This window comes from Streptomyces sp. NPDC056987 (assembly GCF_042673865.1).
Lineage (GTDB): Bacteria > Actinomycetota > Actinomycetes > Streptomycetales > Streptomycetaceae > Streptomyces.
Window position 1 is genome coordinate 44,562 of the sequence record NZ_JBHURV010000042.1, and the last position, 17,969, is coordinate 62,530.

Consider the following 17,969-nt stretch of genomic DNA (forward strand, 5'->3'; position numbering starts at 1 on the left):
GGTGGCGCCCCGCAGCGAGATCGACATCGACACCTACGTCAAGGGCGTCCTGGACGGCTCCCGTTCGTACATCGCCCGTGCTGTCACCCTGGTGGAGTCCACCCGGGCCGACCACCGCGCACTCGCGCAGCGGCTGCTGACGGAGCTGCTGCCGCACTCGGGGCGGGCCCGCCGGATCGGGGTCAGCGGGGTGCCCGGGGTCGGCAAGTCGACCTTCATCGACGCGCTCGGCACCCTGCTCACCGGCCTCGGCCACCGGGTCGCCGTCCTCGCCGTCGACCCGTCCTCCAGCAGGACCGGCGGCTCCATCCTGGGCGACAAGACCCGGATGGAGCGGCTGGCGGCGGACCCGGCCGCGTTCGTCCGGCCCTCGCCCACGGCGGGCACGCTGGGCGGGGTCGCCAAGGCGACCCGGGAGACCATCGTCGTGATGGAGGCGGCGGGTTACGACGTCGTCCTCGTCGAGACCGTGGGCGTGGGGCAGTCGGAGACGGCGGTCGCCGACATGGTCGACTCCTTCCTGCTGCTCACCCTCGCGCGCACCGGCGACCAGCTCCAGGGCATCAAGAAGGGCGTCCTGGAACTGGCCGACGTCATCGCCGTCAACAAGGCCGACGGCCCGCACGAACGCGACGCGCGCTCCGCGGCGCGCGAACTCGCGGGCGCGCTCCGGCTGATGCACCCGGTGGACGCGGCCTGGACACCCCCGGTGCTCCACTGCAGCGCCCGCGAGGGGACCGGACTCGACGCGGTGTGGGAACGGCTCGAACAACACCGCCGGGTCCTGGAGGCCGACGGCCGTCTCACGCGCAAGCGCAGCGACCAGCAGGTCGACTGGGCCTGGACGATGGTCCGCGACCACCTCCTGGACCGGCTGCGCGAGCACCCGGGCGTACGGGAGGTGGCGCCCGCGCTGGAACGGCAGGTACGGGAGGGCACGCTGACCGCGACGCTCGCCGCCGAGCGGATCATTGAGGCGCTGGCCCGGCCGTAACCGCCGTGCCCGATACTGGGCGGCATGGTCCACGACGACGAACCGGTGCTCCTCGGCCGGGCGGGCTCCACCGCCCGCATCACGCTGAACCGCCCGCGCGCCCTCAACGCCCTGACCCACCCCATGGTGCTGACCATCAACGCCGCCCTGGACCGGTGGGAGCGCGACGCGAGCGTGACGGCCGTGATCCTCTCCGGCGCGGGGGAGCGCGGGCTCTGCGCCGGCGGCGACATCCGAGCCATCCACGAGGACGCCCGCGCCGGCGCCACCGCCACGCCCGCCTTCTGGCGCGACGAGTACCGGCTCAACTCCCGTATCGCGCACTGCCCGATCCCCTTCGTCGCGCTCATGGACGGCATCGTGATGGGCGGCGGCGTAGGTCTCTCCGCTCACGCCGCGGTGCGGATCGTCACCGAGCGGTCCGCCGTCGCCATGCCGGAGACCGCCATCGGCCTCGTCCCCGACGTCGGCGGCACCTACCTGCTGGCCCGCGCGCCCGGCGAACTCGGCACCCACCTCGCCCTCACCGGGAACACGGTGGGCGCGGCCGACGCGCTGCTGTGCGGGCTCGCGGACCACTTCGTCCCCGCCGAGCGGCTGACCGCGCTGTGCGACGCCCTGGCCGCGCCCGGGGTACGGGACGCGGCGGGCGTACGGGAGACGGTCCTGCGGTACGCGGCCACGCCGCCCGGGGGCCGGCTCGCCGGGGACCGTCCGTGGATCGACGCCTGTTACGCGGCCGGCTCGGTCCCGGAGATCGTCGGACGGCTGCTGGACAGCGGGGTGCCCGCGGCGAAGGACGCCGCGCAGACCCTGCTCTCCCGCTCACCGACGGCCCTGAAGGCGACGCTCGCCGCGATACGCCGGGACGGGCCGCCGAGCACACTGGAGGAGACGCTCGACCGCGCCTACCGCGCCTCGTGCGCCGCGCTCGCCCACCCCGATCTGGTGGAGGGGATCCGCGCCCGGCTCATCGACAGGGACCGCGCGCCGCGCTGGTCGCCGAGGGAACTCGCGGAGGTCACCGAGGCGGATGTGGCACGCTTCGCGGCCCCGCCGCCCGACGGCGACCTCGGGCTGGCCGAGGGAACAGCGCACCTCACCCTCTGATCCGAACGGGGGGACTCTAGGCGCGGCGTCCGGGGAGGCGGTGCCGCTCCCGCCAGGCGAGCACGCCCGCGGCCACCGCCGTGACCACGATGAACCCGGTCGCCAGCAGGAACGCCGGTGAGGTCGGCGAGGAGGCCCGGCTGCCCGCGATCACGTACGCCGCCGTGTTCGGGACCGATCCGATCGCCGTCGCCAGCAGGAACGACGACGCTCGCATCCGGGAGACCGCCGCGCAGTAGTTCGCCGCGGCGAACGGCACGCCGGGGAAGAGCCGGATGGCCAGCATCGACCGGAAGCCGTGCCCGCTGAGCTGCCCGTCCGCCGCCTTCAGCCAGCGGCCCCGCAGCAGCGGCCGCAGCGCGTCCTGCCCGAGCAGGCGGCCGAGCGCGAAGGACGCCCCCGCCGCCAGCACCGTCCCGCCGAGCGCCGCCGCCAGGCCGAACGCCGAGCCGAAGAGCGCGCCCGCGGCGAGATTGAGCAGCGGGCGCGGGACGAACGCGGTGGCGCACAGCCCGTACGCCACGGCGAACAGCGCCACGGCCGTGCTCCCGCGCAGCTGTTCGGGCCAGCCGTCCGCGAGCAGCCGCTGTGGCTCGTACAGCAGCACCACGGTGGCCGCCGCGCCCAGCACGGCGATCAGCACGGCGAAACGGAACCAGGGCGAGAGCAGCGCCCTGGAGCGGCGGACAACGACAGCGGGACCTTGGTCCGGGGCAGACCGGGGGACGGTGTCGAGCATTCGGGGAGACTAACCGACCCGATGGAGGAGCGACGTAAAGTGTGGCGCACGTCGTACCGGACCTCATCGGTCGAGCGTGCCCACTCGCTGAGCGCACCCCCTGAGCGCGCCAACCGGCCGCCCGCGGAAAACCATTCGACGTGGCGCCGGGCATGGGACAGGATCGGCGGCATGTTCCGGTACGCCTTCCTCGCAGCGCCGTCCGCAGTCGCGGACGCGCCGAAGGCTGCCGGGCACCTGGCGGCGGCGCCGCTCGCAGCGGCAGCGGCCGCAGTCCAGGCGCCTCTCGGCGGCGCCCGAAGCTGACCCTTCCCGGAACGTCCGGCGGACCCCGCAGGGGGAGGGTCGGCAAGGCCCAGGGGTCCCGCTCACGCTTCGAGTCCAGGCAGGAACCAATGCCCAAGACGGCATACGTGCGCACCAAGCCGCACGTCAACATCGGCACCATGGGCCACGTCGACCACGGCAAGACCACCTTGACCGCCGCCATCACCAAGGTCCTCAGCGACCGCGGGACCGGCACCTTCGTGCCCTTCGACCGGATCGACCGGGCCCCCGAGGAGGCCGCGCGGGGGATCACCATCAACATCGCGCACGTCGAGTACGAGACCGACACCCGGCACTACGCGCATGTCGACATGCCCGGCCACGCCGACTACATCAAGAACATGGTCACCGGCGCCGCCCAGCTCGACGGGGCGATCCTCGTCGTGTCCGCGCTCGAAGGGATCATGCCGCAGACCGCCGAGCACGTCCTGCTCGCCCGGCAGGTCGGCGTCAACCACATCGTCGTCGCGCTCACCAAGGCCGACCTGGGGGACGACGAGCTGACCGACCTGGTCGAGCTGGAGGTCCGCGAGCTGCTCACCGAGCACGGCTACGGCGGCGACGCGGCGCCCGTCGTACGGGTCTCCGCGCTCGGCGCGCTGGCGGGCGAGCCACGGTGGACCGCCGCCGTGGAGGCGCTGCTCGACGCGGTCGACACGTATGTGCCGATGCCGGTCAGGTACACGGACGCGCCGTTCCTGCTCCCGGTGGAGAACGTCCTCACCATCACCGGGCGCGGCACGGTCGTCACCGGCGCTGTCGAGCGCGGCACGGTGCGGGTCGGCGACCGGGTGGAGGTGCTGGGCGCCGCCACCGGACCGCAGCCCACCACTGTCACCGGGCTGGAGACCTTCGGCAAGCCGATGGAGTCCGCCGAGGCCGGCGACAACGTCGCGCTGCTGCTGCGCGGCATGCCGCGCGACGCGGTCCGCCGGGGCCATGTCGTCACGGCGCCGGAGAGCGTCGTCCCGAGCCGGCGCTTCACCGCGCGGGTGTACGTCCTGTCCACGAAGGAAGGCGGCAGGACCACACCGGTGAGCAGCGGTTACCGGCCCCAGTTCTACATCCGTACGGCGGATGTCGTCGGCGACATCGACCTGGGCGAGGCGGGCGTGGCACGCCCCGGGGACACGGTCACCGTGACCGTGGAGCTGGGCCGCGACATCCCGCTGGAGCCGGGGCTCGGCTTCGCGATCCGCGAGGGCGGCCGTACGGTCGGCGCCGGCACGGTCACCACCCTGCTGTGACCACGGCCGCCCCGGGGACCCCGCACCCGGGTCCCCGGGGCGGCGCACAATGGGACGGTGAACGAGTCGATCCCCGTCATCCGCGCCGTCGACCACGGCACCGCCAGGCTCCTGCCCGACGTGGACCGGGCGCGGGCCTGGCTGCTGACGGTCGACGGCGCGCCCCAGTCGTACGTCGACCTGGACGAGCCGGCGCACCTGGAGTTCGAGTACGTACGGCGCCTCGCCCATGTCGTCGACTGCGCGGCGTCCGCAGGGTGGGCGGAGCCGCCCGCGCCGCTCACGGTGCTCCACCTCGGCGGCGGCGCCCTCACCCTGCCCCGCTACATCGCAGCGACCCGCCCCGGCTCCGCGCAGTCCGTGGTGGAGGCCGACGCGGCGCTGCTGGCACTGGTCGAGCAGGAGCTGCCGATACCGGCGGACGCGGGGATCACCGCCCACACGGCGGACGCCCGGCGCTTCCTCGAAGCGGCGCCCGACCGCTCCGCGGACGTGTTGATCGCCGATGTCTTCGGCGGCTCGCGGATCCCCGCGCACCTCACCTCCGTCGAGTACGCGCGGGAGGCCGCGCGGGTGCTGCGCGCGGACGGGGTCTACGCGGCGAATCTCGCGGACGGCGCCCCGTTCGCCTTCCTCCGATCACAACTGGCCACATTCGCCACGGCCTTCGCGGAGCTGGCCCTGATCGCGGAACCGCCCGTACTGCGCGGGCGGCGCTTCGGCAACGCCGTGCTGGTCGCCTCGCACCGCCCGCTCGACACGGCGTCCCTGGCCCGCCGCACCGCCGCGGACGCCTTCCCCGCCCGGGTCGAACACGGCGCGTCGCTCCGCCGGTTCACCGGGGACGCGGCACCCGTACGGGACGCGGGCGCGGTCCCCTCGCCGCGGCCGCCCGATGGCGCGTTTTCCGTGGGCTGACCAGCGGGCCCCGGTTACTGTCCTCGTCATGACGGAAGCCACCTTTCTGCGTGACACCCGCGAGGGTTACGACAAGATCGCCGGCGACTACGCCGAGACGTTCCCCACCATGCTGGCGGACGGTCCGCTGGGCACAGCCATGCTCACGGCCTTCGCCGAGCTGATCAAGGGCGCCGGGGGCGGCCCCGTCGTCGAGGTGGGCAGCGGGGCGGGCCGGGTGACCGGGTTCCTGCACTCCCTCGGCGTACGCCTCTCCGGGATCGACCTGTCCCCGGCGATGCTGGCGCTGGCCCGGCGCGACCACCCGGAGCTGCGCTTCGACGAGGGGTCGATGACCGCGCTGGACCTCCCGGACGGCTCCCTCACGGGCCTGCTCGCCTGGTACTCCGTCATCCATGTCCCGCCGGAGTCGCATCCCGAGGTGTTCGCGGAGTTCCACCGCGTGCTGGCCCCGGGCGGCCACCTCCTGATCGCCTTCCAGGTCGGCGACGCACCACTGCGCTTCACCGAGGCGTTCGGCCACACCGTGTCCCTCGACTTCCACCGGCTCTCGCCCGACCGGGTCACCGAGGGGCTGGAGAAGGCGGGCTTCAGGATGGACGCCCGTCTGGTGCGCGAGCCCAGCGGCACCGAAAAGGTCCCCCAGGCGTACCTCCTGGCCCACCGGCCCGCCGACGGCTAGGCGCCCGCGTACGGCGGTCCAGCCGCCGGCCGCCGGGGGCCGGGACGTCCGGCTCCCGGCCGGCGGCTGGACCGGTCGGCGGTGGTACCGGCCGGTGGATTCCGGTCAGGACTCCGGGGACGCCCCCGCGAGGCGGACCGTGCCCATGATCTTCTTCATCGTCGCCTCGGACAGTTCGTCCGGCACGCCCTTGTTCGCGTACAGGACCCACGTCGCGTAGTCGCCCTTGGCGTTGGTGAACGTGAAGGCGATCGCCTTGCCGTCGGTGTCGCACTTGTTCTTCAGGTCGAGCCCCGTGCTCTCGGCCGTCGTGAAGTGCCCCTTGAGCCCCGACGTGGTGGTGAACGCCTCGGGCTTGCCGACCTTGATCTTCTGCTTCAGCGTGGACTTCGGCTCGTGCTGCGCGTACGCGGCCCACACCCAGCTGCCCGCCTCGTTCTGCGAGGCCGTCGCCGTGTCCGTGGCGCCCCTCGCGCCCTTGGTGCCGGTGCCCGCCAGGCTGCTGTACTCCTGCTTGCCGTCCTTGTTCGTGTCCTGCGAGCACCACTCCGACTTGAAGTAGGCCGGCGCGGAGAAGGAGATCGCGGGCGAGCCGTCACCCTTCTCGACATCCTCGAAACCGGCTATGATCCCCGGCTTCGAGACCTCCCAGTCGGCGGGAACGTCGAACTGCGTCCCGTGCTTGGGGTTGGTCACGACCTTCCAGCCCTCGACCTGCGGCTCGGAGGCCGCGCCGCTGCGCGGGTTCTCCTGCGAGGCCCCTGTGCTCGGCTCGTCGGAACCGGACGCCGAGGCCGACGCCGACGTCTTCGGGTCCGCCGCCTTGTCGCTTGAACCGTCATCCTTGCCCAGCACGAAGAACGCCGTGCCCGCGGCGGCGATCACGACCACCGAGGCCGCGACGACCGCCACGATCGTCGTCTTCTTCTTGTCGTCCCCCGAGGGCCCGGGTCCGCCGGGCGTCTCGGCCGCGGCGTACTGCGTCGGCACCGTCGGCTGCTGCTGGTACGGGTTGGGCTGCTGGTACCCCGGCTGCTGATATCCGGGCTGCTGATATCCGGGCTGCTGCTCGGCCCCCGGCTGCTGCGGATAGCCGTACCCGGGCTGCTGCGGGTATCCCGGCTGCTGGTACGGGTTCGGCTGCTGGTACCCCGGCTGCTGGTACGGATTGGGATTCTGGTCCTGCGGGTTCTGCTCGCCCCCGGGCGGCTGCTGTCCTTGCCACATGGCCAGTAACGATAGAGGGGACCCGGCGGGGCTGCTACGTCCGCCTTGTCAGGGGTTGGTGAAGCTGCCCTACCCGTAAGTAATGTCGCGGGTGATGTCACGGTCGCGGCCCGGCGGCGGGCGCCCCGAATTTCCCGTGGCCGTCACCCCGGGTAGGCTGCGCCGCGTGCGCCCGCGCGGCGCGCGCCGCGCGCGCCGGCACAGGGAACCCGGAATCCGGGAATCCGGCCCATGGCGGCTCGGCCCACGGAACCAGTGACGCACAGGAGGAACCGCCGTTGCACGTCCAGGAGTGGCTGGAGACCATCCCCGCGGTCAGTATTTACATCCTGGTCGGGGTGGTCATCGGACTGGAGAGCCTCGGTATCCCGCTGCCCGGCGAGATCGTTCTCGTCAGCTCCGCGCTGCTCGCCTCCCAGCACGGCGAGATCAACCCGTACATCCTCGGTGCCTGCGCCACGGCCGGCGCGATCATCGGTGACTCGATCGGCTACGCCATCGGACGCAAGGGCGGCAGGCCGCTGCTCGCCTGGCTCGGCGCGAAATTCCCCAAGCACTTCGGCGAGGACCAGATCGCCATGGCGGAGCGGTCGTTCGAGAAGTGGGGCATGTGGGCGGTCTTCTTCGGCCGCTTCGTCGCCCTGCTCCGGATCTTCGCCGGACCGCTCGCGGGCGTCCTGCGCATGCCGTACTGGAAGTTCCTGATCGCCAACGTGCTGGGCGGCATCGTGTGGGCGGGCGGCACGACCGCCGTCATCTACTCCGTGGGCGTCGTCGCCGAGGCATGGCTCAAGCGCTTCTCCTGGCTGGGACTCGTGCTCGCCGTCCTCATCGGGATCACCTCCATGCTCGTCCTGAAGAGCCGCGCCAAGAAGGCCGGCGAGAAGGCACGGCAGGCCAAGGCCGCGGCGTCGGCCGAGCCGGAAACCGTACCCGTCGCGGACTGAGCTACTCACCCAACAGCCAGGAGCTGGCCTGTTTCTGTCGGCCAATGATCAATACCCTTGAGGTGCCGCCCGTTACCGATCGGGCGGCACCTACAGAGGGAGTGCCATGGCCACCGCAGAGCAGATCCCCGACATACTGTCGCCGGAATTCGCGGAGAACCCGTACCCCGCCTACCGGACGATGCGGGAGAGCGCCCCGCTCATCTGGCACGAAGCCACCAAGAGCTACATCATCTCGCGGTACGACGACGTCGAACGGGCCTTCAAGGACAAGGAGTCGGTGTTCACCACCGACAACTACGACTGGCAGCTCGAACCCGTGCACGGCAAGACGATCCTGCAGCTCAGCGGGCGGGAGCACGCCGTACGCCGCGCCCTGGTCGCGCCGGCCTTCCGCGGCGGTGATCTGCGGGACAAGTTCCAGCCCGTCATCGAACGCAACTCCCGTGAACTGATCGACACGTTCCGGCACACCGGCTCCGTCGATCTGGTCGAGGCGTACGCCACCCGCTTCCCCGTCAACGTCATCGCCGACATGCTGGGCCTCGACAAGGCCGACCACGGCCGTTTCCACGGCTGGTACACCGCGGTCATCGCCTTCCTGGGCAACCTCTCGGGCGACCCCGAGGTGGCGGCGGCCGGTGAGCGGACCCGGGTCGAGTTCGCCGAGTACATGCTGCCGATCATCCGGGAGCGGCGCGACCACCTCGGGGACGACCTCCTCTCCACCCTCTGCGCCGCCGAGGTCGACGGCGTACGGATGAGCGACGAGGACATCAAGGCGTTCTGCAGCCTGCTGCTCGCCGCCGGCGGCGAGACCACCGACAAGGCGATCGCCAGCATCTTCGCGAACCTCCTGCTCCACCCCGAGCAGCTCGCCGCCGTGCGGCGCGACCGTACGCTGATCGACCGGGCCTTCGCGGAGACGCTCCGGTTCACCCCGCCCGTGCACATGATCATGCGGCAGACGGCCGCGGACGTGGAGCTGAGCGGCGGCACCGTCCCCGCCGGCTCGACGGTGACCTGCCTGATCGGAGCGGCCAACCGCGACGGCTCGCGCTACCGGGAGCCGGACTCCTTCGACATCTTCCGCGACGACCTGACCGCCACCACCGCGTTCTCCGCCGCGGCCGACCATCTCGCCTTCGCCCTCGGCCGGCACTTCTGTGTCGGGGCGCTGCTCGCCAAGGCGGAGGTCGAGACCGGGATCAACCAGCTCCTGGACGCCATGCCGGACATCCGGCTGGCGGACGGCTTCGACCCGGTCGAGCAGGGGGTGTTCACCCGGGGACCGCAGTCGCTGCCGGTGGAGTTCACACCGGTCGGCTGATCACGGCGCCCGCCGGGCCCGGAACTCCCGGGCCCGGCGGCCGAAACGTACCCGCACGTCGGTACGTACGCCCGCGTCGGTACGTACCCGCGCATCGGTCCGTACGGCACGAGCCGCCGCCGTACGCCGTCGGTTACTGCACCACCGGTGTGAAGCTCACCGGCAGCGCGGTCAGCCCGCGCATCCAGATCGACGGCCGCCAGGTCAGCTCGTGCGGTTCCACGGCCAGCACCACGTCCGGCAGCCGCTCCAGCAGCGTCTCGACCGCCGTACGGGCGATGACGTCCGCGAGCAGCGGCCCCGGGTAGAGGCAGCGGTGCTCACCGTTGCTGAACGAGAGGTGCGCCGAGTTCTCCGCCCCGACATGCCCCTCGGGCCAGATCTGCGGATCGGTGTTGGCCGCCGCGAAGCCGAGGACCAGGCAGTCGCCCGCCTTGATCTGCCGCCCGGCGAGCTGCGTGTCCCGCACCGCCCATCGGCCGACGAAGTTCTGTGTCGGGGTGTCCAGCCACAGCACCTCGTTGAGCGCCTGCCCGACACTGAGCCGGCCGCCCGACACGTTCAGCGCGAACCGGTCGTCGGTCAGCAGCAGCCGCAGCGAGTTGCAGATCCAGTTGGCCGTCGGCTGCTGCGCCGCGGCGATGACAGTGATCAGGTCCTGGACGACCTCCTCGTCCGTCAGCCCGGCCGGGTGGGCCAGCATCCGCGACGTGACATCGGTGCCGGGGCTGTTCCGCTTCTCCTTGACCAGCCGCTCCATGCGGTCCTGCACCCGCAGGTAGGCCGCGACCGGGTCGTCGTCCTCGGGGGCGTCCAGCGAGATCCGCAGGTCCCGTACGAGATCCTCGGTGTCCACGCCGCCGGCGGGCATCCCGCAGAGCTGGACCACCGCGCGCATCGGCAGCGCGTGCGCGTACGAGGCCATCAGCTCGGCCTGGCCGCTGCCCGCGAACGCGTCGATGAGCCCCTCGGCGATCTCCCGGCAGGTGTGGGCGAGTTCGAACTGGTCGACCGCCTCCAGCGCCTCCGTGATCACTCCGGCGCGCCGCTGGTGCTCGGCGCCCTCGGTGAACAGCAGCGAGGGCTGGTAGCCGACGAACGGCATGAGCGGCCAGTCGGCGGGGATGTTCGGCCACTGGTTCCAGCGCCGTGAGTCCCGGGCGAACAGCTCGTCGTGGCCGGTGACGTAGGAGACCTCGGCGTAGCCGAGCACCAGCCAGGCGGGGATGTCGCCGTCGAGCAGGATGGGCGCGACCGCGCCGTGCTCCGTGCGCAGGGCGCGGTAGAGCTGGGACGGCGTCTGCTGGTATTCGAGGCCGCCCAGCCGCACGGCGCCGCCCGCGTGCGCGGGGCAGCCGGGTGGCGGGGCCTGTCCCTCGACAGGTCCTGCGGGGTCGGTCATGGTGTCATCTCCCGGGCCATGGCCAGTTCGTAGAGGTGGTCCACGAGGGTGATCAGAACGTTCTTGCCGGAGGAGCGGACCCGCGCGTCGCAGTCGATCAGCGGCACATGCTCCGGCAGCGAGAGGGCCTGGCGGATCTCGTCCAGCGAGAACGCCGAGGCGTCGTCGTCGAACCGGTTGACGGCCACCACGAAGGGGGTCCGGTGGTGTTCGAGCCGGTCGATGGCGTACCAGGACTCGCTCATCCGCCGGGTGTCGACCAGGACGACCGCGCCCAGCGTGCCCGAGAAGAGCCGGTCCCACAGGAACCAGAACCGCTCCTGGCCCGGTGCCCCGAACAAGTAGAGCACCATGCGGTCGTTGAGGCTGATGCGGCCGAAGTCGAAGGCGACGGTCGTGGTCGTCTTCGTGGTCAGCCCGGCGGTCTCGTCGACGCCGACCCCGGCCTGCGTCATGACCTCTTCGGTGTTGAGCGGTCTTATCTCGCTGACCGAGCGGACCAGGGTGGTCTTGCCGACCCCGAAGCCGCCCACGATGACGATCTTCAGGCCGGTCTCTGCGGCGTCGCTCAGCGGGGTACGCGCCGGCAGCTCAGAGGTTGCGGAGTCCAAGGAGCACCTCCTTCAGGAGAGCGGAGTCGGGAAGGTCGGCGGAGCGCGCCGTGCGCGGGTGCCTGGCGGTGATGCGGCCCGTCGCGAGGAGATCGCCGAGGAGGATCCGTACCACCGTCACGGGCAGCCGCAGGTCGGCGGAGATCTCGACGACGGCCATGGGATGGCGGCACAGCTCCAGGATCCGCACGTGCTCCGACTGCATCCCCGCGGTCGGCTGGCATTCGCTGACGATCAGGGTGACCAGGTCGAACGTGTCGTCGTCGGCCCGGCTGCGGCCACCGGTGACGGTGTACAGCCGGTCGGGGTCCCCGGTGTCGACGGGCCGCCTGATCATGAGTGCGCGCTGCCCTCGGCGGGTGTGCGCGGTTCCGCCCGCAGATGCTCACCGATCTGTTCGACCAGCTCGCTCATCTGGTGGCCCACCACACCGGGGTCGGCGCCGTCCTCGGCGACGACCGCCAGGTGCGCTCCGTCGCCGGCCTCGACGATGAACAGGAGCCCGCCGTGGAACTCCGTCATCGAGTGGCGTACGCCGCCGCTGCCGCTGCCGAACTCCACCGAGGCGCCCTGCGCGAGCGCCTGGATGCCGGAGCAGATGGCGGACAACTGGTCGGCCTGGTCGAGGGTGAGGTGGCGGCTCCAGCAGAGCTTCAGTCCGTCGCGGGAGAGCACGAGGGCATGCCGGGTCCCGGGGGTGCGCTCCAACAGGTTCTCGAGGAGCCAGGTCAGGCTGTTGTCTGTGGTCTGCATGGTGTGCGTGGGACGGGAGGGATCCGGTCTTCCGGTCACCTGCCCGCCCGTGCCTCCGATCTCACGTTCCGGGTGGGGATGAGGGCGCCGATGCCCCGGGCGCCGTACGGGGTGGACGCGGTGCTATCCGGCCGGCGTGCCGGGGGCGGGGGGCGTGTCGGGAGCGCCGGGGGTGCCGGGGACGTCGGAGTCGCTGTCCGGGCCCGTGCCGGTCTCCTCGCCGGACGCGGCGTCAGCGGCGTTACGGGCACGGTGGAAGGCGCCGAACCGGGCACCCACGTCGCGGCGCTCCGGCTGCGGCGCCGGGGGCTGCGGCTCCGAGTGCGTCCTGCCGCGGTCGGCCGCGGCCATGGTGCGGCCCGGCGGGCGTACGGGCAGGCCGCCCGGTGTCGCGACACGGGGGCCGTCGGCCGCGGCGGACGGGGAGGGCAGCACCGGCCACGCCGTGGACGTCGGTACCGGCGGGGGCGGCGTGTCGGAGGCGACGGGCGGGGCGGCGGGGGAGGGCACGGTCGCCTCCGGCGCCGGGCGGCGCAGCGACTGCTCGGGCGTCATGCCGCGCTGCTGGGCCATGAGCTGCGGCGGGAAGAGGACGACGACGCCCGTGCCACCGCGCGACGAGGGCCGGAAGTTGACGCTGATGCGGTACTTGGCGGCCAGCCGGCCCACGACGGCCAGACCGAGCCGGGTGCCCTGGAGCATCGCGAGGTCGGTCACCCGCCCCGAGACGGACTCCTCGGCGCGGCGCATCGCGGCGGCGGCCATCTTCAGGCCGCTGTCCTCGATGGTCACGACGACGCCGGCGGTGCGCTCCTCGACGTAGACATGGACCTCGTCGATCGGCGGCGAGAAGTTCGCCGCGTTGTCCATCAGTTCGGCGAGCAGGTGCATCACGGGCTCGGCGGCGAATCCGGCGATCGCGGCGTTGCTGGAGCAGTGCAGCCTGACCCGCTGGTAGGCGGCGATCCGGCCGACCGCGCCGCGCAGGATCGACTCCATGGCGATCGGCTTGTTCCAGGCGCGGCTCGCGCGCCCGCCCATCAGCAGGGCGAGCCGGTCGGTGAGCAGCCCGAGCTGCGAGGTGTTGTGGTCGAGCTTGAGGAGATCGCCGAAGACGTCCTCGCCGTGCCGGTCCTGCATCTCGCGCAGGTCGGCCAGCATGGACACGGCCTTGGCCTGGACGCGGCTCAGCGCCTTGGCGCTCGCCGCCTGGGCCGCCGCGGCGCGGCGCTCACTGGTCGCGAACTCCCGGACCACGGAGTCCACCAGGACGCACAGCCGGGGATCGGTGGGCGGTACGACGCCGGAGAGGACGGTGTCGGCGGAGCCGCCCGAGCGCAGTCCGGAGAGCGCGTCGGGGAGCGTCTTGCCGGTGAGCAGGTCGAGTTCGTCGGCCGCCTTGGTCAGCTGGGCGACGGCGGTCTCGCTCTCGGCGGTGGCCCGGGCCGCGCGCGCCTCCGCGGCGGCTATCTCGCCGGTGAACGTCTCCAGGACCCGGCGGAGTTGCGGGTCGGACGGCGGCGGCGTGGTCGCGAAGGTCTCCTGGGCGCTCGTGCCCTCACGGAGCTTCTTGACGACCGCGGGGAGTGTGACGTTGAGGAGATGCGCGGCGTCGGCGCCGTTCTGGGCGAGTTGTGTCTCCGCGGTTCTGCTCCCGTCGCGCGCCGCGGCGGCGGCGCGGCGCGCCCGGCGCAGCAGCAGGGCGGCGGTGACGACGGCGACGGTGAGGCAGACCCAGGCGACGGCGACAGTGGTGGCCACCCAGGATCGCGCCGGGTCCGGCGCCGTGGCGGCGACCGCTCCTCCGGCGGCGCCGGCCACCACCAGCAAGGTCAGCGGAACGGCGAGCGACAACGACCGCTCCGTGGGTATGCGGTGCGGGCTGGGGGCGACAGGCACTGACATTCCGCGGTCCCTCGGTACTTGAGTGCGGGGGGAACAGACCGGCCGACCTGCGGGCTTCGGCCGCATGGGCGGGATCTGACACCGATGGGGACGGTGATCTTCCGCACCACATGTGGCGCTCATGCTAACCACGGGAGGCGATGGCGGAGCACTCAGGGTCCCCCGAGCCCGCGCAACGGGCGACTTCGTCCCGAAGCCACCCGCCGTGCATGGTCAGTGTGGTACAGAAATTTGATCGTTACGAGTCTTTCCATATGGGGCAGTCGTGCAGGGAAGGGGCACCCGTGTGCCAGGTTCGGGCGCTTGAACGTTTCCTCATGGGGTGTCGGCTCGGTTGTCTGTCGTTTGTTTTCGGCCAACTGTCCATGTGATGTCTGATGGCCCGGTGACATGTGAGGCCGGAGGGGTGAGCCGCGCGGTACCGTGCGGCGCGGGCCCTGGGGCACCGCAAAGCAGTGCAATCCGGGTGGACTTTCCCGGGGAACACACGGCGGCTCCCCGCGGTCGGTGGCTCTCAGCCGAGCCGCGGGATCTCGATCGCGGGGCAGCGGTCCATCACCATGGCGAGTCCCGCCGCCCGAGTCCGCTCGTACGCCTGTTCGTCGATCACCCCGAGCTGGAACCAGACGGCCTTCGCGCCGATGGCGACCGCCTCGTCCGCGACCGCTCCGGCCAGTTGGCTGTTGACGAACACGTCCACCACATCCACGGGGAAGGGGATGTCCGCGAGCGAGGCGTACCCCCGCTCGCCGTGCACCGTCTCGGCCTTGGGGTGCACCGGTACGACACGCTTGCCGTAGCGCTGGAGCACCGCGGCGACACCGTAGGCGGCCCGGGAGGTGTTGGCGGACAGGCCCACGACGGCCCAGGTGTCGCCGCCGCGCCGCAGGATCTCGCGGATCGTCGCCGGATCGGCGGGCCCGCCCCCGGCCCGCGCGCCCGCGGGGTCACCGCTCCCCGGGGACGCGCCTCCGCTCGACGCGCTCCCCGTCCCTGCTGTTCCGGTCCCTGCTTGCTCTGCTCGCTCTGCGTCCATGTCAGGGCAACAGATTCGCTCCGTACGTCATTCCGCAAGCCGCCGCGCTGTGGTCCCCGCGTGAAATCTCCATGTGTCATTCGTGAGTTCTTCGCTGCACGCGGGCGAGGCACGCACCGGATACTGCTCGGTACGTGGCATGGCCGTATCAGAACAAGGGGCAGCGTTGAGAAAGGCGGACGAGCACAGAACGGTGAATCTCTGGTCGTTGAGCGAAGACGTCGACGTCGTGACGGAGAGCGGGGCCGGCGGTGAGGGGCTCGTCCTGACCGGGCCCTGGGGGAGCGAGCGGATCGGGGACGCCCCGCCGGTGGTGCGCGAGGCGCTGCGGCGCATGCAGCTCGGGCCCGTTCTGCTGGCGAACCTCGAACCGCTGCCCGGCGGCCCGATGCCCCGGGGGTGTCTCTCCTTCGTCCTGCTGCCGGTGCTCGACCAGCTCTCCCACCTGGTGGTCCGCACCCTGGGGGTGGACGATCTCGGCGGGCCGCTGCTCTCCGTCTGCCCGCTCTCCCGGTCCGCCCGCTTCACCCCCGTACGGCTGCCGCCCCGGCAGCCCGTCCGGATGCCGCGCGAGGTGTCGCTCACCCCGGAGGACGCCGGGTTCGCGCTGGAGTCGGAGCTCTCCCCGTTCCGGGTGGTGCTGCACCGCCCGGAGGCGGCACTGGTGGCCGCCCTGCTGGCCTGGCCCGTGACGCCGGACGCACTCGCGGAGGCGCTGCCGCTCCCCCGTGAGGTGACCCAGGGCATCGTCGACTATCTGGCCGCCGCCGGGATGGCGGCCCCGGTCGACGACCCCGATGTCACAGCAGCCAGTCGGCTGCCTGTGCGATCCTGATCGCGTCCACCCGGTTGCGCGCGTTGAGCTTGGCCACGATGGTGGTCAGGTAGTTGCGTACGGTGCCGGGGGAGAGATGGAGCGCCTTGGCGATCTCGCCCGCCTCCGAACCCTCCGCGGCCAGCCGCAGCACCTCCGTCTCCCGCTCGGTCAGCGGGGTCTCGGCGCCGTCCCACGCGGAGAGCGCGAGCTGGGGGTCGATCACCCGGTGACCCGCCACCACCCGCCGTACCGCGGTGGCCAGTTCCTGCGGCGGGGCGTCCTTGAGGAGATAGCCCGAGACATGGGCGGACAGCGCGCGCCGCAGCGTGCCGGGCCGGCCGAGGCTGGTCAGGATCAGCGTCCGGCACTCCGGCAGGGACTCGCGCAGCCGGCTCGCCGCGGTCAGGCCGTCGATCCCGGGCAGGTCGATGTCGATGACGGCGATGTCCGGACGGTGCTCCAGCGCGGCCGTCAGGATCTGGTCACCGCGCTCGACCTCGCAGACGACGTCGAGATCGCCCTCCAGATTCAGCAGGGCCACGAGGGCGCCGCGGACCATGTTCATGTCCTCGGCCAGCAGGATGCGTATCGCCATGAGGTGCACCTCCTCGGATCGGATCGTGGGGCATCGGGCGCGTCCGGGGCCGGTCAGGCCGCGGAGCCCCGCGCATAGACGTCGTCCACCTCGGGGAGCCCCCGGATGAGCTGCGCCGGAGCTTCGGCCACCAGTTCGAATGTGCCGTCGGCCCCCCGGAAGACGGAGAGGGTGCCGGACACCGCCTTCAGCCGCGTCTGCAGATTGCCCAGACCGCTGCCGCTGTGCGGTGAGGTGTCGCGGTACGACGGGTCCACCCCGTCGTTGGAGACGGAGAGCCGGACGAGACCCCCCTCCAGGATCGCCTCGATGTCGCAGACCCCGGCGCGCGAGTGCCGCAGCAGATTGGTGATCGCCTCGCGCGCCACGGCGGCCAGTACCGTGTCGACCTGCTGGCTGATTTTGCCGAGGCGGATCTCCGCGTGCACCGTCACATCGGCCGCCGTCAGCAGCGACCGGGCCGAACCGAGCTCCTGCTCCAGGGACATGCCGCGCAGCCCGCTGGCGACGGTGCGGACATCGGCGAGCGACTGCCGCGAGATGGACAGGACCTCGTCGATCTCCTCCATCGCCCGGCGCGGGTGCGTGGGCACCAGCCGGTGGATCAGCTCGCTCTTCAGGGTGATCGCGGAGAGGCTGTAACCGAGCAGGTCGTGCAGATCCCGTGCGAACCGCAGCCGTTCCTGGGTGACGGCCATCCGCGTCAGCTCGACCCGCGTGTCGTGCAGCGCCTTGACCAGCTCGGCCATCCGGGAGAGCCCGTACACCACCAGCCCGGTCAGCAGCGTCGACTGGCACAAATAGAAGGCCTCCCGCACGGGGAGGCCGTCGATGGCCGGGGGGATCAGCATCGTGACCCCGACCGCTCCGTAGGCCGGCCACGCCTGGCGGGGCGGCAGGAGGAGCAGCAGCGATCCGGCGAAGAAGCCGGCCATCGCCCCCCACTGGGAGTGGAACACCGCGATCGGAAGATACGTCAGCAGTGCCTGCGCCCCCAGCGTCAGCGCTCTCTGCCAGGCGGGTGCCTGCCGTGCCCGGGCGCTGGAGTGCCGCAGCTGGATGACGAAGATGAGTAACAGGCCGACGAGGGACATGGTCAGGGACAGCCTGCTGTGCGGCGCACCCAGCAGATTGATGACGGTCACGCTCAGATAGCCGAGAAGTGCGATGGTGAGAATGGTGCGGGCCAGCTTGGGAGCCGGCAGATCCGGAGGGTCGATCGGGGCGCCCGCCGCCCCGTCCCATTCCCCCGGCTGGGCTTCTTCCGTGGATCTGTCGTCGCTACTTCGCATGATCGTGTGTCTTCGCAGCCTTCCCCGTCGAACCTCC

General features: G+C 72.0%; 18 protein-coding genes. 8 read left to right on the forward strand and 10 right to left on the reverse strand.

Annotated elements, in window-relative coordinates:
- The first annotated feature begins 1 nt into the window (after window position 1).
- Complete coding sequence (gene meaB, locus ACFTZC_RS34470; protein WP_382896581.1) at window positions 2-994, forward strand: methylmalonyl Co-A mutase-associated GTPase MeaB; 993 nt, start codon at window positions 2-4, stop codon at window positions 992-994.
- Window positions 995-1,018: 24 nt separating this feature from the next.
- Entirely contained in the window at window positions 1,019-2,104 is a 1,086-nt protein-coding gene (locus tag ACFTZC_RS34475; RefSeq protein ID WP_382896584.1) for an enoyl-CoA hydratase/isomerase family protein, read from the forward strand.
- Between the two features lie 16 nt (window positions 2,105-2,120).
- On the opposite strand, the gene ACFTZC_RS34480 is transcribed toward ACFTZC_RS34475, so the two are convergent.
- Window positions 2,121-2,843, reverse strand: a complete 723-nt coding sequence (locus ACFTZC_RS34480; RefSeq protein WP_382896587.1) for a TVP38/TMEM64 family protein — start codon at window positions 2,841-2,843, stop codon at window positions 2,121-2,123.
- Between the two features lie 395 nt (window positions 2,844-3,238).
- On the opposite strand from ACFTZC_RS34480, the gene tuf reads away from it, so the two are divergent.
- Genes tuf through ACFTZC_RS34495 form a run of 3 tightly spaced genes read left to right on the forward strand, consistent with a single transcriptional unit; the run spans window position 3,239 to window position 6,017 of the window.
- Window positions 3,239-4,417 (forward strand): elongation factor Tu, encoded by a 1,179-nt coding sequence (gene tuf / locus ACFTZC_RS34485; protein ID WP_382896590.1) that lies wholly within the window; start codon window positions 3,239-3,241, stop codon window positions 4,415-4,417.
- Window positions 4,418-4,474: 57 nt separating this feature from the next.
- Entirely contained in the window at window positions 4,475-5,335 is an 861-nt protein-coding gene (locus tag ACFTZC_RS34490; protein ID WP_382896592.1) for a spermidine synthase, read from the forward strand.
- A 28-nt stretch (window positions 5,336-5,363) separates the two neighbouring features.
- Window positions 5,364-6,017: a class I SAM-dependent methyltransferase gene (locus ACFTZC_RS34495; protein WP_382896595.1), complete on the forward strand. Its 654-nt coding sequence runs from the start codon at window positions 5,364-5,366 to the stop codon at window positions 6,015-6,017.
- A gap of 105 nt (window positions 6,018-6,122) precedes the next feature.
- Here ACFTZC_RS34495 and ACFTZC_RS34500 read toward each other — a convergent pair whose 3' ends face one another.
- Window positions 6,123-7,244, reverse strand: coding sequence for a hypothetical protein (locus ACFTZC_RS34500; protein WP_382896598.1), 1,122 nt, complete (start codon window positions 7,242-7,244; stop codon window positions 6,123-6,125).
- A gap of 278 nt (window positions 7,245-7,522) precedes the next feature.
- Between ACFTZC_RS34500 and ACFTZC_RS34505 the strand changes: the two genes are divergently transcribed.
- Window positions 7,523-8,191 (forward strand): DedA family protein, encoded by a 669-nt coding sequence (locus ACFTZC_RS34505; protein WP_382896600.1) that lies wholly within the window; start codon window positions 7,523-7,525, stop codon window positions 8,189-8,191.
- Window positions 8,192-8,297: 106 nt separating this feature from the next.
- Window positions 8,298-9,521, forward strand: coding sequence for a cytochrome P450 (locus tag ACFTZC_RS34510; protein ID WP_382896603.1), 1,224 nt, complete (start codon window positions 8,298-8,300; stop codon window positions 9,519-9,521).
- Window positions 9,522-9,654: 133 nt separating this feature from the next.
- Here ACFTZC_RS34510 and ACFTZC_RS34515 read toward each other — a convergent pair whose 3' ends face one another.
- The 6 genes from ACFTZC_RS34515 to ACFTZC_RS34540 form a co-directional block, all read right to left on the reverse strand.
- Window positions 9,655-10,923 carry a cytochrome P450 gene (locus ACFTZC_RS34515; protein ID WP_382896606.1) on the reverse strand — a complete coding sequence of 423 codons (1,269 nt, stop codon included), beginning with the start codon at window positions 10,921-10,923 and terminating at the stop codon, window positions 9,655-9,657.
- On the reverse strand, window positions 10,920-11,534 hold the full coding sequence (locus tag ACFTZC_RS34520) for an ATP/GTP-binding protein (RefSeq protein WP_365816803.1): 615 nt from the start codon (window positions 11,532-11,534) through the stop codon (window positions 10,920-10,922). The genes ACFTZC_RS34515 and ACFTZC_RS34520 overlap by 4 nt, the downstream gene beginning before the upstream one ends.
- A complete protein-coding gene (locus ACFTZC_RS34525) occupies window positions 11,515-11,871 on the reverse strand; it encodes a DUF742 domain-containing protein (protein ID WP_382896609.1) in 357 nt (118 codons plus the stop codon). The genes ACFTZC_RS34520 and ACFTZC_RS34525 overlap by 20 nt, the downstream gene beginning before the upstream one ends.
- On the reverse strand, window positions 11,868-12,287 hold the full coding sequence (locus tag ACFTZC_RS34530) for a roadblock/LC7 domain-containing protein (RefSeq protein WP_382896612.1): 420 nt from the start codon (window positions 12,285-12,287) through the stop codon (window positions 11,868-11,870). Before ACFTZC_RS34530 ends, ACFTZC_RS34525 begins: the two co-directional genes overlap by 4 nt.
- A 123-nt stretch (window positions 12,288-12,410) precedes the next feature.
- Window positions 12,411-14,192, reverse strand: coding sequence for an ATP-binding protein (locus ACFTZC_RS34535; protein ID WP_382896615.1), 1,782 nt, complete (start codon window positions 14,190-14,192; stop codon window positions 12,411-12,413).
- Window positions 14,193-14,706: 514 nt separating this feature from the next.
- Entirely contained in the window at window positions 14,707-15,093 is a 387-nt protein-coding gene (locus ACFTZC_RS34540; protein WP_382896673.1) for a CoA-binding protein, read from the reverse strand.
- Between the two features lie 343 nt (window positions 15,094-15,436).
- Here ACFTZC_RS34540 and ACFTZC_RS34545 point away from each other — a divergent pair, with 343 nt between their 5' ends.
- Window positions 15,437-16,063, forward strand: coding sequence for an NADH oxidase (locus ACFTZC_RS34545; protein ID WP_382896618.1), 627 nt, complete (start codon window positions 15,437-15,439; stop codon window positions 16,061-16,063).
- On the opposite strand, the gene ACFTZC_RS34550 is transcribed toward ACFTZC_RS34545, so the two are convergent.
- A complete protein-coding gene (locus ACFTZC_RS34550) occupies window positions 16,029-16,640 on the reverse strand; it encodes a DNA-binding response regulator (RefSeq protein ID WP_382896619.1) in 612 nt (203 codons plus the stop codon). The two genes, ACFTZC_RS34545 and ACFTZC_RS34550, sit on opposite strands and share 35 nt — an antisense overlap.
- Before the next feature lie 53 nt (window positions 16,641-16,693).
- Window positions 16,694-17,932, reverse strand: coding sequence for a sensor histidine kinase (locus ACFTZC_RS34555; RefSeq protein ID WP_382896622.1), 1,239 nt, complete (start codon window positions 17,930-17,932; stop codon window positions 16,694-16,696).
- Window positions 17,933-17,969: the final 37 nt, after the last annotated feature.

Coding starts and splice junctions, on each gene's coding strand:
- ACFTZC_RS34475 (WP_382896584.1), top strand. CDS start 1,019: ATGGTCCACGACGACGAACCGGTGCTCCTCGGCCGGGCGGGCTCCACC.
- ACFTZC_RS34480 (WP_382896587.1), bottom strand. CDS start 2,843: ATGCTCGACACCGTCCCCCGGTCTGCCCCGGACCAAGGTCCCGCTGTC.
- tuf (WP_382896590.1), top strand. CDS start 3,239: ATGCCCAAGACGGCATACGTGCGCACCAAGCCGCACGTCAACATCGGC.
- ACFTZC_RS34495 (WP_382896595.1), top strand. CDS start 5,364: ATGACGGAAGCCACCTTTCTGCGTGACACCCGCGAGGGTTACGACAAG.
- ACFTZC_RS34500 (WP_382896598.1), bottom strand. CDS start 7,244: ATGTGGCAAGGACAGCAGCCGCCCGGGGGCGAGCAGAACCCGCAGGAC.
- ACFTZC_RS34510 (WP_382896603.1), top strand. CDS start 8,298: ATGGCCACCGCAGAGCAGATCCCCGACATACTGTCGCCGGAATTCGCG.
- ACFTZC_RS34515 (WP_382896606.1), bottom strand. CDS start 10,923: ATGACCGACCCCGCAGGACCTGTCGAGGGACAGGCCCCGCCACCCGGC.
- ACFTZC_RS34525 (WP_382896609.1), bottom strand. CDS start 11,871: ATGATCAGGCGGCCCGTCGACACCGGGGACCCCGACCGGCTGTACACC.
- ACFTZC_RS34530 (WP_382896612.1), bottom strand. CDS start 12,287: ATGCAGACCACAGACAACAGCCTGACCTGGCTCCTCGAGAACCTGTTG.
- ACFTZC_RS34535 (WP_382896615.1), bottom strand. CDS start 14,192: ATGTCAGTGCCTGTCGCCCCCAGCCCGCACCGCATACCCACGGAGCGG.
- ACFTZC_RS34550 (WP_382896619.1), bottom strand. CDS start 16,640: ATGGCGATACGCATCCTGCTGGCCGAGGACATGAACATGGTCCGCGGC.
- ACFTZC_RS34555 (WP_382896622.1), bottom strand. CDS start 17,932: ATGCGAAGTAGCGACGACAGATCCACGGAAGAAGCCCAGCCGGGGGAA.